This window comes from Methylobacterium sp. D48H (genome assembly GCF_053345715.1).
The window spans coordinates 100,841-115,412 of record NZ_JBKFAP010000005.1 but is presented as its reverse complement, the minus strand read 5'-3'; the positions used below and the strand labels follow the sequence as shown (position 1 = coordinate 115,412).

12 protein-coding genes are annotated in these 14,572 nt (G+C 73.2%); 4 read left to right on the top strand and 8 right to left on the bottom strand.

The window, feature by feature from the left end; genetic code table 11:
- Positions 1-308 precede the first annotated feature (308 nt).
- From ACLBX8_RS12320 to ACLBX8_RS12310, 3 genes are all read left to right on the top strand, one after another.
- Positions 309-1,700: a TadE/TadG family type IV pilus assembly protein gene (locus ACLBX8_RS12320; RefSeq protein ID WP_447699147.1), complete on the top strand. Its 1,392-nt coding sequence runs from the start codon at positions 309-311 to the stop codon at positions 1,698-1,700.
- 53 nt (positions 1,701-1,753) lie between these two features.
- A complete protein-coding gene (locus ACLBX8_RS12315; protein WP_020092209.1) occupies positions 1,754-2,791 on the top strand; it encodes an HD-GYP domain-containing protein in 1,038 nt (345 codons plus the stop codon).
- An 85-nt stretch (positions 2,792-2,876) separates the two neighbouring features.
- A complete protein-coding gene (locus ACLBX8_RS12310; RefSeq protein WP_447715236.1) occupies positions 2,877-5,600 on the top strand; it encodes an ATP-binding protein in 2,724 nt (907 codons plus the stop codon).
- Between the two features lie 261 nt (positions 5,601-5,861).
- Here the strand turns inward: ACLBX8_RS12310 and ACLBX8_RS12305 are convergent, their stop codons facing one another.
- The 8 genes from ACLBX8_RS12305 to ACLBX8_RS12270 form a co-directional block, all read right to left on the bottom strand.
- The gene (locus ACLBX8_RS12305; RefSeq protein ID WP_447715235.1) at positions 5,862-7,106 is read right to left on the bottom strand and encodes a capsule biosynthesis protein; all 1,245 of its coding nucleotides are present in this window, start codon (positions 7,104-7,106) and stop codon (positions 5,862-5,864) included.
- A gap of 306 nt (positions 7,107-7,412) precedes the next feature.
- Positions 7,413-7,607, bottom strand: a complete 195-nt coding sequence (locus ACLBX8_RS12300; protein WP_447715234.1) for a helix-hairpin-helix domain-containing protein — start codon at positions 7,605-7,607, stop codon at positions 7,413-7,415.
- Positions 7,608-7,674: 67 nt separating this feature from the next.
- The gene (locus ACLBX8_RS12295) at positions 7,675-8,133 is read right to left on the bottom strand and encodes a response regulator (RefSeq protein ID WP_447715233.1); all 459 of its coding nucleotides are present in this window, start codon (positions 8,131-8,133) and stop codon (positions 7,675-7,677) included.
- Complete coding sequence (locus ACLBX8_RS12290) at positions 8,130-9,248, bottom strand: sensor histidine kinase (protein ID WP_091680433.1); 1,119 nt, start codon at positions 9,246-9,248, stop codon at positions 8,130-8,132. The genes ACLBX8_RS12295 and ACLBX8_RS12290 overlap by 4 nt, the downstream gene beginning before the upstream one ends.
- Before the next feature lie 202 nt (positions 9,249-9,450).
- Positions 9,451-10,218: an FkbM family methyltransferase gene (locus ACLBX8_RS12285; protein WP_447715232.1), complete on the bottom strand. Its 768-nt coding sequence runs from the start codon at positions 10,216-10,218 to the stop codon at positions 9,451-9,453.
- Positions 10,219-10,347: 129 nt separating this feature from the next.
- Positions 10,348-10,845: a peptide deformylase gene (locus tag ACLBX8_RS12280; RefSeq protein ID WP_447715231.1), complete on the bottom strand. Its 498-nt coding sequence runs from the start codon at positions 10,843-10,845 to the stop codon at positions 10,348-10,350.
- An 86-nt stretch (positions 10,846-10,931) separates the two neighbouring features.
- Positions 10,932-11,870: a sigma-70 family RNA polymerase sigma factor gene (locus tag ACLBX8_RS12275; protein ID WP_447715230.1), complete on the bottom strand. Its 939-nt coding sequence runs from the start codon at positions 11,868-11,870 to the stop codon at positions 10,932-10,934.
- A 62-nt stretch (positions 11,871-11,932) separates the two neighbouring features.
- Positions 11,933-12,682 (bottom strand): SDR family oxidoreductase, encoded by a 750-nt coding sequence (locus tag ACLBX8_RS12270; protein WP_447699153.1) that lies wholly within the window; start codon positions 12,680-12,682, stop codon positions 11,933-11,935.
- 237 nt (positions 12,683-12,919) lie between these two features.
- Here ACLBX8_RS12270 and ACLBX8_RS12265 point away from each other — a divergent pair, with 237 nt between their 5' ends.
- Positions 12,920-14,524, top strand: coding sequence for an ATP-binding cassette domain-containing protein (locus tag ACLBX8_RS12265; RefSeq protein ID WP_447699154.1), 1,605 nt, complete (start codon positions 12,920-12,922; stop codon positions 14,522-14,524).
- The last annotated feature ends 48 nt before the right edge of the window (positions 14,525-14,572 follow it).

Sequence of the window (14,572 nt, the reverse complement as noted above, 5' to 3'; positions counted from 1 at the left end):
AGCAAGATTTTGCGGCCGCGATCTGTGATGAGGACGCAAATTCACCCTGAGGTTGTGTGCTGTTGTGTTCATTCGGCGGCAGGCCGGTGAGGCGATCAGTCGTCGAGACGGTGCCGGGCGTTGTGCGGCCGCATATAGAAGTTGTTCACAGCTAAAGGCGGCTCTATCGCGTGGCGATAGCTTCGCGGTGCTCGGACGCCACGGATTTTTAGGAGCTGTGCCTTAGGCCAACGGTTCGGTGGCCGGTGCCGCCGCAGCCGCCGATCGGTCCCGCCCTGGGAGACGCGTCCATTTCCCTGTTCTGGAGAGTGCTCCGCGCCGGCCCGCGGGCCCTGACGGACCGGTCCGGCTCGGTCGCCCTGACCTTCGGCCTGAGCGCCGTGGTGCTGCTCGGCCTGACCGGGGGCGGCATCGATTACGCCCGCCTCGCCTCGCGGCGCAGCCAGCTCCAGAACGCGGCCGATGCCGGTGTCCTCGCGGCCGGCAACTACCTCAAGCTCGCCGTCTCGACCTCGGCGGCGGCCAAGAGCATCGTGGTCGACACGGTCCACGCCCAGGCGGCGCCGCGGCCGGAGAGTCCCTACGCCCTCCGGGTCGACGTGGCGGACGACAAGACCAGCGTCGCCACGACGGTCGACGAGACCGTCAAGCTCGCTTTCGGCGGCTTCGTCGGGGTGCCCACCGTCAAGGTCTCGGTCCGCTCGACGGTCCGCGTCGTCGGCAAGATGCGCCTGTGCCTCCTGACGCTGGACCCGCTCGCCGCCGGCGCGTTCGAGCTGGAGAAGAGCGCCGAGGTGACCGCCCAGGATTGCTCGCTCTACAGCAACTCGCAGAGCCCGCGCGGCATGGTCGGCAAGGACAGCGCCTATGCCCGGGCGCAGACGATCTGCACGGCGGGCGGCTTCGACGGCGCCCGCGCGAACTTCGCGCCGCCGCCGCAGACGGGTTGCCCGCCGATCCAGGACCCCCTGAAGGACCGGGCAGCGCCGCCGGTCGGCGCGTGCACGGCGATCCCGTCCTCGGCGAACAGCAAGCGCGCCACCTCCGGCAACCTCGTCGACCAGAGCGTCACCCTCGATCCGGGCACCTATTGCGGCGGCCTGTACATCACCAAGAACGCCTCCGTGACGCTGCGCGCCGGCATCTACGTGATGAAGGACGGCCCGCTCATCGTCGACAAGAATGCCGCCATGACGGGGACCGACGTCGCCTTCTACTTCACCGGCAACAAGGGCGGTCTGCTCTTCGACAAGAAGACCACGATCAGCCTGTCGGCGCCGACCACCGGCCCCATGGCCGGCCTGCTGATGATGGAAGAGCGCACGGTCAGCGATCCCGTCGACCCCGCGGCGATCCTCGCCGGCCTGGTGGACCAGATCGTCACGCCGCTGCTGCCTGCGCCGCCGCCACCGCCGCCGACCCCGCCGCCGCTGGCCGCGACCAAGCCCATGCGGACCTACCGCATCATCAGCGACAACGCGCGGACCATGCTGGGGACGCTCTACCTGCCGGCCGGCCGCGTGGTGATCGACGCCGACAAGCCCGTCGCCGACCAGTCGGCCTACACGGTGATCGTGGCCCAGCAGGTCAACCTGTACCAGGGCCCGAACCTCTATCTGAACGCGAATTACGACGGGACCAGCGTGCCGGTGCCGAAGGGGGTCGGACCCCTCTCGGGCAAGCTGCTGCTGTCCCAGTAGGGAGGACGCGATGCGGATCCTGCGTCGACTACTCGTCGCCTGGGAGTGACACGGTGCTCGCGCTGATCCTCGACGATTCCGAGATGAACAACCTGCTGATCATGCAGGCGCTCAAGCCCGTGGCCGACTGCGAGCCGGTCGCCTTCACGTGCCCCGTGACGGCGCTCGACTTCCTGCGGGCGCATGTCGACCGGATCGGGGTCGTCGTCACCGACTACGACATGCCCGGCCTGACGGGCCTCGAGGTGATCGCGGCGGCGCGGGCGGTCCCAGGCTTCGCGCACGTGCCGATCGTGATGGTGACGAGCCTCGACCAGCGCAGCCTGCGCCACGAGGCCCTGCGCGCCGGCGCGACCGACTTCCTCGGCAAGCCCTGCGATCCCGTGGAGATCCAGGCCCGCATCACCAACCTGATGAAGATCAGCGCGGCCCACCGGCAGGAGCAGGACCGGGCCGCGTGGCTCGCCCGCGAGGTCGCGGCGGCGGTCGCCGTCATCGAGGCGCGGGAGCGCGAGATCATCGCCCTGCTGATGCGGGCCGCCGAGCACCGCGACACCGATACCGGCGACCACATCGCCCGGGTGGCCGGCTACGTGGGCGTCATCGCCCGGAACCTCGGCTTCGGCCCGGAGGAGATCCGGATCCTGAAGCTCGCCTCCACGATGCACGACGTCGGCAAGATCGGCGTGCCCGACGCGATCCTGCTCAAGCCCGGACCGCTCTCCGCCGAGGAGCGCGCCGAGATGGAGAAGCACGCCGAGCGCGGCCGGCGGATCCTGGAGGGCAGCACCTCCGACGTCGTGCGGCTCGCCGCCGAGATCGCCGAGAGCCACCACGAGCGCTGGGACGGCACCGGCTACCCGAAGGGCCTGCGCGGCGAGGGGATCCCACTCTCGGGCCGCATCGTGGCTGTGGCGGACGTGTTCGACGCCCTGGTGACCGAGCGGCCCTACAAGGCGGCCTGGCCGCTCGAGCGGGCGCGGGCCTTCGTGGCGGACCAAGCCGGCCGCCACTTCGACCCGCGCTGCGTCGAGGCGTTCCTCGCGGGCTGGGACGCGGTGGCGCGGACCTGCCTGCGCGCCGCCGCCTGATCCGCTCCCCGGTACCCTCGCCCTACCGCCCCTCCCCGTCCCTCCCCGCGACCGGGCCCGACCGGGCCACCTGAAGGAGCCGAGCGTGCATCTCGCGTGGCTGAGGCCGAGGCGCTCCCTGGCGGGCCGGCTGGCTCTGGCGGTGACCGGCGCCGTCACGGCGGCGCTCGTCCTGGCGGCGGCCCTGTCGGTCTGGCGCGAGGTCGCCCGCTACGCCGCCGACAAGCAGGCGGCGCTGGAGGCCGTCGCTCAGGTCTTCGCGCATGGCGGCGCCCGGGCCACCGCGGCGGGCGACGCCGACGGGGCGGACGCGTCGCTGCGGGCGATCGGCAAGGTGCCGTCCATCGTCTACGGGGCGATCGAGCGTCCGGACGGGTCCGTGCTCGCCGAGCAGGGGATCGGCCTGCGCCTGACCCGGGACGCCGCCCAGGACGGCGCGGACCTGTCGCTCCTGCACCTGCTCGCCACCCGCAGCCTCCAGGCGACCGCGCCCATCGTGGAGAACGGGGTCCCCGTCGGCCGGGTCGTGCTGATCGGCGAGACCGACGACATCCTCGGCCATCTCTGGGCCGCCGCGCAGAACGCCGCGCTGGCGGCGCTGCTCGCCGTCGCGATCGGCGTCGGCGTGTCGCTCTACCTGCAGCGCAGCGTCACGCGCCCGCTCGCCGCCCTCGCCCGCACCATGGAGGCGGTCCGCCTGCGCCACGACTACGCGCAGCGCGCGCCCGTGGGCGGCGACGACGAGGTCGGCGCGCTGGCGCGGACCTTCAACGACCTGCTCTCCGCGGTGAACGAGCGCGATCACCGCCTCGCCGCCCACAGCGCCCACCTCGAGGCGGAGGTCAGCGCCCGGACGGCCGACCTGAGCGAGGCCAAGCAGGCCGCCGACGCCGCCAACGCCGCCAAGTCGGCCTTCCTGGCCACGATGAGCCACGAGATCCGGACCCCGATGAACGGCGTCCTGGTCATGGCCGAGCTGCTGGCCGGGTCCGACCTGCCGGCGCGCCAGCGCCGCTACGCCGAGGTCATCGCCCGGTCCGGCCGGTCGCTCCTGGCGATCATCAACGACATCCTCGACTTCGCGAAGGTCGAGGCGGGCAAGCTCGAGCTCGAGCGCGTGCCCGTGAGCCCCGCAGAGCTCGCCGACACCGCGGTAACGCTCTTCGCCGAGCGGGCCCGGACGGCCGGGCTCGACCTCGCGGCCGAGGTCGGGCCTGAGGTGCCGCGGGCGATCCTCGGCGACCCGGTCCGCCTCGGGCAGGTGCTGAGCAACTTCGTGTCGAACGCGCTGAAGTTCACCCAGGCTGGCCACGTCGCCGTCCGGATGACGGTCGATGCCGCCGACGGGTGCCTCGTGATCGCCGTCTCCGACACCGGGATCGGCATCCCGCAGGACAAGCTGGCGACGATCTTCTCGGCCTTCTCGCAGGCCGACCAGTCGACGACCCGCCGGTTCGGCGGCACCGGCCTCGGGCTCTCGATCGCCGAGCAGATCGTCGCCGCGATGGGCGGCACCGTGGCGGTGACGAGCCGCGTCGGCGCGGGCTCGACCTTCTCGGCGCGCATCCCCGTCACGGTCGCCGAGCCGGCCTGCCCGGTCCGGCGCCGCGACGCGGTGCCGGCCGCGATCGTGCTGGACACGGCCGGCCCCGCCACCCGCGCCGCCCTCGCGGCCGGCCTGCGCACGGCCGGCTTCGCGCCGGTCGCGCCGGGGAGCGCCGCCGACCACTGGATCGGCGACGCGGCCGCCCTCGTGGCGGCGGGCCGCCGGCCGGACCGGGCCGTGCGGGTGCTCGCGGTCGCGGGACCGGGCGACGGCGCGGCCGACGCGGCGCTCCGCGCCGGTCTCGCCGACACGGTGCTGCGCTGGCCGGTGACCCAGGCGGAGTGGCAGCCCGTCCTGGCAGCGCTGGCCGCGGGCGACGCCCTCGCCGCGGCCGCCTCCCCGGCCTCGCCCGCCGGCACGGACGAGGCGCTCCCGCGATTCCCGGCCGCGCGGGTGCTCGTCGCCGACGACAGCGCGGTCAACCGCGAGGTGGCCCTCGAGGCGCTGGCCCGCTGCGGCGTGACCGATGTCGTGACCGTCGAGGACGGGGCCGCGGCGGTGGCGGCCGCCGAGACGCAACGCTTCGACCTGATCCTGATGGATGGCAGCATGCCGGTCCTGGACGGCTTCGCGGCCGCGCGGCGGATCCGGCAGCGCGAGGCGGCCACCGGCGGGCGCGTCCCGATCGTCGCCCTCACGGCGCACGTCCTCGGCGAGGCCGCCGACGCCGCGGCGGCGGCCGGCATGGACGGGACGCTCCTGAAGCCCTTCACGCTGCGGCAGCTCGCCGACCTTCTGCAGGCGCAGGTCCCGGCGCTCCGCGTCGCGCCGGCTGCCGCCGCGGCGCATACCGTGACGCCGGCCCCGGTCGCTCCGCTCGCCGCGCCGGCCGTCGCGAACGCCGCCGACGACCTCATCGACGCCGAGGTGATCGACGGGCTGCTCGGCCTCGGAGATGGCGCCTTCCTCGACCGCGTCCTCGACCTGTATCGGGCGCAGGGTCCGGTGGCGCTCGCCGGTCTGAGAGCCGCCCTCGCCGCCTCCGACCAGCCGGCGATCGCCCGGGCCGCGCACAGCCTCAAGTCGATGAGCGCGAATGTCGGCGCGCGCGTCCTCGTGGCGCGGCTGCGCGTCATCGAGGAGGACGCGCGGAACGCGGCCTGCGCCGAGCGGGCGGACGCGTGCGACGCCCTGGACAACCTGCTCGCCGCGACGATCCGCGGCCTCGAGGAGCGGACGCGGTCCCGGGCGGCGGCCGCCTAGGATCGTCGCGGGCGGCCCCGGAGTCCGTCGGCCCGGCCCATTGAGGCCTTCAGGAAAAGTATTCCATCGGGAGACCGCCCGAATTCGCAGACCTGCCCTGCGATACGGCATCTGGCATGCCAGCAGGGTCCGCCGTACGGTTGCGCTTCCTCCCAAGCACTCCCTCAGCCCGCCCGGTTCGCCGCGGCGGGCTTTTTCGTCGGCGCTGCCGGCGGGCCGCGGGCTGTCCCAACCGCGTCCGCGCGCCGACCCGGCTCGGGATCAGGTCATGAGCATGCGGCGGGTGAACATCGCGGCCGCGAACAGCACGGCGGCGCCGGCGGTGATGATGCTCGTCATCAGGATGCGGCGCGGCTCGGTCGAGGATCCGGCCTTGATGGGCTCGACGATCGGCACCAGGGCCACGACCTGCTGCTGGGCCACGATGCGGGCCCGGTCATAGGCCAGCTGCACGTCGCGGTGATACTTCTCGGCGTTCTCGCGCTCGTGCTCGAGATCCTCGAACCGCGTGAGCGCGTCCGAGAGGCGCCGCTTCTCGGTCGGCGCGGTGCCGGCCAGCTGCTGCTGGACCCGCGCGATGTTCGCGTCGAGATCGCCGATCTGCTGCTTCAGGTCGACGATGCTGCGGGATTGCGGGCCGAGGTCCCGCTGGAGCACCGCCAGCTGGACGGCGAGCTTGGTGCGCGTCTCCCGCAACTCCGACACCGACTTGATGGTGGCGGTGTTCGACTTGATGACGTCGAGCACGCCCTCGCGGTTGCGCAGCTCGTTCAGGGCGGCGTTGGCCTTGGCCTCGCGCTCCTCCGCGAGCTTCAGGACGCGCGTGCTCACGTCGAGGGCGTCCTTCCGGGACGGCAGGCTGAGGTCGTTCAGCATCCGCTCCGTATCCGTCATGACCGCCTTGGTGATGGCGAGCGACTCGTCGGGATCGAAGGCCTCGACGGTCAGCGACATGATGCCGGACGCGGTTTCGACGTCGACGTCGACCCGGCGGCGCCAGTACCGCAGGAACTTCTCGACCGGCTTCTCCGGGTTGAAGCGGGAGAACATGTCGATGTCGTCCCGACCGAACCACGCACGGATCGGGAGTTCCGCCGCGACCGCTTCGACCATGGGCCGGCTGTGGATGTATTCCTGCGCGATGAGCGTTTCCTGGGCGACGGTCGCCTTGATCACACCGGCATTCGTGCCGACCGTGTCGGGCGTCGCCTTGTCGGCGGTGCCGATGGTCGGCCGGATCGCGAACCGCGCCTCGGTGACGTAGCGGTCGGAGGCGATCAGCCCGTAGTAGATCCCGGCGGCCAGGGTCGGCAGGACGAAGCAGACGACGAACAGGAGCGGCAGCCAGGGGTCGCTTTTGACGTGGCTCTGGTACGAGCGCACGCCCTTCTTGGTGTCGGGCAGGCCCGGGAGGCGCGCGAACTGCCGCAGCGACTGCGCGATGACCTTGTTCCGGTCGATGCCTTTCAGAGGCCGGCCCTGGGCTTTCTCGACCTGCATGTCCATCGTTGCTTCTCGAAGCTCGGGCTTGCGCGGGCGTCGTCGACCCGCGCGGCTTTCACGCCGCTCGCGCAGCCCATCACACGGACAGGCGGCGAAAGCATGTCAGCCGCGCCGTGCCCCCACCCCCGTGCGGGAGGGCGTTGGGGAGCGGCAGGACGCTTCGAGGTGGAGCGCGTGGTGGAGCCGCTGGGTCCGGATGTGCCTCGTCCGGACGGACCTGATCCCCGACCGGGCGCTCCGCGAGAGCAGACCTCTCCCGACGGATCTCGGGCCTGACCGAGATCCGCGCCGGACCGGTCGGGACCGGCGCTAAGGACTGTCCGCGATCGTGACCTGATCGGCGACACCGTCGGTCTTGCCGCTGAGGCCCGGCACCTCGTCGAGCTGCCGCAGGCTGGTGAACCGGCCGCGCTCCTCCCGGCAGCGCACGATCTCGAAGCCGTGGCCCTTGAGTGCCGGAACGCTGTCCAGCTCCTCGGCCGTCGCCGTGTTGAGATCGATCACGGTGGTGCCCTTCCGCGCCGGTCGGCGCCGTACTCGGTCGCTCCGGTCCCGCGCCGGCCCGGGCGCCTCAGCGGATCGGATCGGCGCGGAACTGCCCGTGGGCGGGCTCGGACGCCCGACAGCGGCAGGCGGGTGGCACACCGGTCGGGCCCGTGCGGTACGGCCCCTCACGGCTCAACAGGCCCAGCAGAAGATGCTCGAGCGGCGCCGCCTGATAGGGCTTCTGGAGCACCGGAACCGCCTGATAGGCGGCGTCCAGGCCGTGCTGCCCGTACCCGGTGGCGAACAGGAACGGCGTATCGCGCGCCAGCAGCAGGTCGGCGACCGGGTAGCTGCGCGCCTCGCCGAGATTCACGTCGAGCACCGCCAGATCGAACGCCTCGGTCCGGGCATGGGCCAGGGCCTGCTCGAGGCGCATCGCCACCACGACCTCGCAGCCCAGGTCGAGCAGCATGTCCTCGGCGAGCATGGCGACGAGGCTCTCGTCCTCGACCAGCAGGACCCGGCGTCCGGCGAGCGGCGTCATGGCGCGCGCGGCCCTTCGACCGCCTCCTGGCCGATCCAGCCGAGCCGGGTCAGCGGGATCCGCATCTGGCAGGTCGCGCCCGCCGGCGCGAAGGTGATCGCCGCGCTGCCGTCGAACTCCAGCGGCAATTGCCGCTCGATGAGCCGCGAGCCGAACCCCTTCCGGGTCGGGGGCGTGACTGGCGGGCCACCCCGCTCCTCCCAGAGCAGGTCGAGCTGCTGACGGCCGTCATCGCGATCGTGAAGGGACCAGGTCACCGCGACCCCGCCCTCGGGCGTCGACAGGGCGCCGTACTTCGCCGCGTTGGTCATCAACTCGTGGAGGGCCATTGCCAGCGTCACTGCCACCTTAGGGTGCAGTCGCGCGTCCGGCCCTTGTAACCGGAAGCGGCCGGCATCGACCTCTGCCAAAAGGTGGGGGGCGAGCGCGCGCTCGACCACGCCGCGCAGGCTGGCGCTCTCCCAATTGTCCTCGACCAGCACGTTGTGGGCGTTGGACAGGGCCGCCATCCGGGCGTCGAAGACGGCGCGCGTCGTCTGGTCCGTCTGCCCGCGGAAGGTCTGCGCGGCGATCGACTGCACCGTGGCGAGAGTGTTCTTCACCCGGTGATTGAGCTCGTTGATCAGCAGGCGTTGGCGCTCGGCGGCCGCCTTCTCCTCGCTGATGTCGCGGACCTCGATGATCGTCCCGATGATGTTGGTCGCGTCGTCGCGGATCGGGCTGGCAGTGAACGCCACGGGGAAGAAGTGCCCGTCCCTGTGCACGAACACCTCCTCGCCGCGCTCCTGATTGTTCTCCGGGAAGGCGCGGTCGATCGCGCACTCCTCCAGCGGGAAGGGCCTTCCGTCCGGGTAGGTGTGGTGGACGATGTCGTGCAGCGGGCAATCGCGGGCGAGGACTTCCCGCAGCGTCCAGCCGGTCAACTGCTCGGCGGCGCGGTTCATGTAGATGCAGTGCTGGCGGTCATCCATCAGGAAGATGGACACCGAGGCGTTGTCGAGGACCGCGTTGAGGCGACGCTCGCTCTCGAAGAGCTGGCCCGACCCACGCCGCAGGCTCGCCAGCGGCGCGCTGGCGGCGGACGAGGATTGAAACGGCTGCCGCGAGTTCGGCACGGTCACGACCCTTCACGCGGGTTGATCTGAGATACCCTGCGCGCGATCCTGGTGGACCTTCGGGACTGGGCACGGTGGGTGGCTGGCCGCGCCGGACGGCCTAGAGGTGGGAGCGTGCAACGCACCATGCGGAGCCGTTGTTCCGCCGCGCGGACGGTCCGGCCGCGCCGTTCCGCCCGGGTCCATAGCACGCGGGTCCGGATCACGCGGGTCCGGGCTCCGGGCGGCGCGCGAACAGGGCGGCCCAGTCGGCTCGACGCTCCTGCGGGACGAGGAAGAAATCCCACGTCACGTAGTCGCTGACCGCGAGCCACGTGCTCGCATCGTCGATCAGGTTTCCGGTGATGTCCGCGCAGATGTAGCCGTGGCTCTCGGCGAACCGGTAGAGGGAATCCTGCGCGTGCCCGTAGGCGGAGTAGCCGGCCCAGCCGTACTCCACGCTGACGATCGGGCGGCATCGCCGGAGGAGCTGGGCCGCGCCGCTCAGAGCGTTCAACTCCCCGCCCTCGATGTCCATCTTGATGTAGGCCACCGCGGGGACGTGACTGAGGGCGGTATCGAGCCTCTCCGTCCTGACCTTGATGGTCTTGGACGTGATGGCGGGACTGCTGAAGTAGCGGGCGAGGAGCCCGCTCTCGCCGGGCACGCTCGCGACCGTGAAATCGGTGCGCCCCGCCGCGTCGGAGAGGGCGACGTCGTGCAGCTCGACCTCGGGTCGTCGGCCGAAACGCCCCACCAGATCCTCCATCAGGAACGGGATCGGCTCGAAGGCGTGGACCTTGCCGGTCGGGCCGACGATGTCGACGAACGCGACGAGGTGGAGCCCGGTATGGGCGCCGACGTCGACGACGACATCCCCCGGAGCGAGGAAGCGGCTGTAGCCCTGCCGCAGGATGCGCTCGTAGTCCGGGACCTGACCGGCGTCATGAACCGCCCTGAACGCGTTGGCGGCGGCGACGGCAGGATGCATGCGCAGGGTCCGTTCAGAGGAGGCGAGCCCGGAGGGTCGGCGAGGTCGCGCCCATGGTAGCCCGCCCCGTGCCGGCTCTGCCAGCGCGCCGCGGCGGGGTGCCGACGCCCACCGCGAGCCCCGACCGGATCAGGCGGGCCGGCCCTTCCCGAACCGCTTCAGCAGTCGCTCGCGCTTCAGGCGCGACAGGCGGGCGATCCAGAACACGCCGTCGAGCTGGTCGATCTCGTGCTGGAGGACCGCGGCCGGGAAGCCCTCGGTCTCCTCCTCGTGGGCGGACCCGTCGAGGTCGCGGTAGCTCAGGCGGATGCGGGCGGCCCGGGTGACCCGCTCGCGCACCCCCGGCATGCTGACGCTGCCCTCGTCGTGGGCCTCCGTGTCGGGGGACGCCCAGGACACGACGGGGTTCACGTAGACGCGGGCGCTCTCGTCCGGCGACATCCGCACCACCACGAGGCGCGCGGGGACGCCGATATGCGGGGCCGTCAGGCCGATGGCGCTCTCGGCCATGAGCGTGTCCCGGACGTCGTCGGCGAGGGCCCGCAGGGCCGCGTCGAACGCGTCGACCGGTTCGGCCGGGCGCGTCAAGCGGGGATCGGGAAACAGGACGAGCGGGCGCGCCGGCATAGTTGATCAATCCGCGTGGGTCGTTTCACCAGCGGCGCCGCGAGGGCCCGCCGCGCGCCATGCAAGCCGCGCCGCGGGGCGGATCGTCAAGATCGGCGCGCCGCAGGCCCGCCCGCGTCGCCGGGTCCCGGGCCGGCCGCGACGGCGCGCGCGACGTGGCGGAGCTTGTCGGGGTTGCGCGTGATGTAGATGGCGTCGATCCGGCCGTTCTCGATCGCGAGGGCCGTCGTCTGCAGGAGGCCGCCGCGCTCGCGGGTGACATAGCCCGGAAGCCCGTCGATCCACACGAACCCGACCAGCGCCGCCCGGCCGTCGCCCCACTTGCGCCGCGCGCCCGCGTAGAGCCGGAGCAGGCGCTCGAGCCCCCGGATCGGGTTGACGAAGGCGAGCACCCTGCCGCCCCCGTCCGAGGCGAGCGTCACGCGGTCGGCGAGCAGCGTCCGCAGCCCCGCGACATCGCCGCTCGCGGAGGCCTCGAAGAACGCCCGGGCGACGCGCTCGCCCTCGTCGCGGGTCACGGGAAAGCGCGGGCGCGCGGCCCGGACGTTCCGGCGCGCGCGCGCCGCGAGCTGGCGCACGGCCGGCGCCGTTCGCCCGAGCGTCTCCGCGACGTCGCCGAGCGGCAGGCCGAACACGTCGTGGAGCAGGAAGGCCGCGCGTTCCAAGGGAGACAGCCGCTCGAGCGCGAGCATCAGCGTCAGCGTGAGGTCGTCCTCGTCCACGCCGTCCGCCCCCGGCTCGACCAGCGGCTCGATCAGCGGTTCCGGCAGCCAGGGGCCGACATAGCTCTCCCGGCGCGCGCGCGCCGACTTGATCTGGTCGAGGCAGAGCCGCGTCACGATGCGCGCGAGGAACCGGTCGGGCGCCGCGACCCCGCTCCGGTCGGCCGCGACCCAGCGCAGCCACGCGTCCTGCACGACGTCCTCGGCCTCGCTGCGCGAGCCGAGCATGCGGTAGGCGATGCGCAGGAGCCGGGGACGGTGGGCCTCGAAGGCGGCGGTCCCGTCCCCGCGCCCCGGCGGCATGACCGGACCGGAGGCCTGATCGCGTCGGGGCGGAGCCCGCCCGCGGGGAAGGTCGGGTCCCGTCATGCCGTCGCGAGCCAGGTCTCGAAGCGCGTATCCCCGAGGCGGGCCGCGGCCGCGTCGTCGGGGACCAGGGAGCCTCGCGCCAGCGCGGCACCGAAGTAGCGGGCCGCGGCGTCGACCGTCACCGCGCGGCCGTCGCCGGCGGCGGCCACGCGCCGGGCGATGAACGCCCGGAACGGCAGCCGCTCCGGCCCCGCGACGTCGATCTTCCCGTCGGCGGGCGCGCCGACGGCCACCGCGGCGAGCGCCGCGGCCACGTCCGCCGCCGCGACGGGCTGGAAATCCGCGTCCGGCACGAGGATCCGGTCCCCGACCGCGAAGGCTTCGGCGATCGTCGCGACGAACTCGAAGAACTGGGTGGCGCGGACGATGGTGTAGGGATGGCCCGACGCCGCGATCAGCCGCTCCTGCGCGACCTTCGCCCGGAAGTAGCCGTTGCCGTCCGCGCGGTCCGCGCCGACGATCGAGAGGCCGACGTGGTGCTTGACGCCCGCCTGCCGGCCGGCGGCGAGGAGGTTGCGGCTCGAGCGCTCGAAGAAGTCGCGCACCGCCGCCTCCTCGAAGGAGGGCGCATTCGCCACATCGACCACGGTGTCGGCGCCGACGAGAACCTGGGCCAAGCCGGCGCCGGTCACGGCGTCGACGCCCGTGCTCGGGGAGGCGGGGACGGCCTCATGGCCCGCGCGCTTCAGCTCGGCCGTCAGATGCCGGCCGATCAACCCGCTGCCGCCGATCACCACGATCTTCATGACGTCTGTCTCCCGCGCGGACCGGGCCGAGGGGCACCCTGCCGCTCCGGCGTCCCGGTCGGTGACAGGACGATGCAGCATCCCGGTTTGTGACATCCCGCCGCAAAAAGCGACGGCCGCGGCGTTGCGAGAGGCCGCGACCGGCGCTACGGAGGCCCCCCGCCGGAGCCGAGACGCCGATGAGACTGACCCTGACTGCAACGCCGCCACGCCTTGCCGCCAGGACCGTCTCTCCGCATGCCAGCACAGCTCTCCCTCCTGAACCTCGCGTGGACCGCGCCTGACGGGCGCGCCGTCCTCTCCGGCATCACCGCCAGCTTCGGGCAGGAGCGGACCGGCATCGTCGGCCGCAACGGCGCCGGCAAGAGCACGCTCCTGAACCTCCTGGCCGGCCGCCTCGCGCCGACGGGCGGCAGCATCCACCGCGACGGCACGGTCGCCCTGCTGCGCCAGTTCGCGGGCCCGACCGCCGACGAGACCGTCGCCGGCCTGTTCGGCGCGACGGCGGGCTTGGCGCTGCTCCGCCGCGCGGAGGGCGGTGCGGCGGAGGCCGACGAGCTCGCCGTCGCCGACTGGACGCTCGCGGAGCGCCTGACGGGAGCGCTGGCGCGGATGGGCGTGGCGGTGGACCCCGACACGCCGCTCTGGCGCCTCTCCGGCGGGCAGCGCGCCCGCGCGGCGCTGGCGGCGGCGATCTTCGCCGCGCCGGAAGTCCTGCTCCTCGACGAGCCGACCAACGACCTCGATCGCGACGGGCGGCGGGCGGTCCTGGAACTTCTGCAGGGATGGCGCGCCGGCGCGATCGTGGTCAGCCACGACCGGGCCCTGCTCGACGCGGTGGACGCGATCGTGGACCTCGCGCCGGCGGAGGCGACCCGCTACCGGGGCAATTTCGACGCCTTCCGGCGGGCCAAGGCGACGCATCTCGCCGCGGCCGAGCACGACCTCGCGGTCGCCGAGAAGCGGACGACGGACCTCGCCCGCCGGGCGCAGGAGCGCGTCGAGCGCCAGCAGCGCCGCGACGCGGCCGGGCACCGCCGCTCCGCGAAGGGCGACCTGCCCCGGATCCTCGCAGGGGCTCGCCGGGACAACGCGGAGCGGACGGCGGGCGGGAGCGCGCGCCTCACCGAGCGCCAGCGCGCCGGCGCCGAGGCCGATCTGGCGGAGGCCCGGGACCGGATCGCGGCGGTGAAGCCGGCCGCGATCGCGCTCCCGCCGAGCGGGCTCCACGCCGACCGGCGCGTCCTCGCGCTCACCGACGTGACGGTCGGCTACCGGCCGGGTCAGCCGGTCCTGCGGGACGTGTCCCTCGCGGTCACGGGTCCGGAGCGCGTCACCCTCTGCGGGAGGAACGGCTCGGGCAAGTCGACCCTGCTCGCGCTGGTCGCCGGCCGCCTCAGCCCGTGGTCGGGCCGCGTCTCGGTCGGGGTGCGCGCCGCGCTGCTCGACCAGCGCCTCGACCTCCTCGATCGCGACCGGACCGTGGCGGAGAACTTCGCGCGTCTCAACCCGGAGGAGGACGCGAACGGGTGCCGGGCGGCGCTGGCGCGGTTCCAGTTCCGGGCGGCGGCCGCGGACCGCCCCGTCGCGGCGCTGAGCGGCGGCGAGCAGGTCCGGACCGCCCTCGCCTGCGTGCTCGGCAACCGCGCGCCCCCGCCCCTCCTGATCCTCGACGAGCCGACCAACCACCTCGACCTGGACGCGGTCGAGGCCCTCGAGGCCGGGTTGGCGGCCTATGACGGCGCGCTCCTCGTCGTCAGCCACGACGCGGCCTTCCTGGACGCGTTGGGGATCACCCGGCGCGTCGACCTCGACGACCTCGCCGACCGGCCCCGCGCCTGAGGGCGGTATCCGGAATGGCGGCGGGACGGGCCGCGGTCGCCGCCCCCC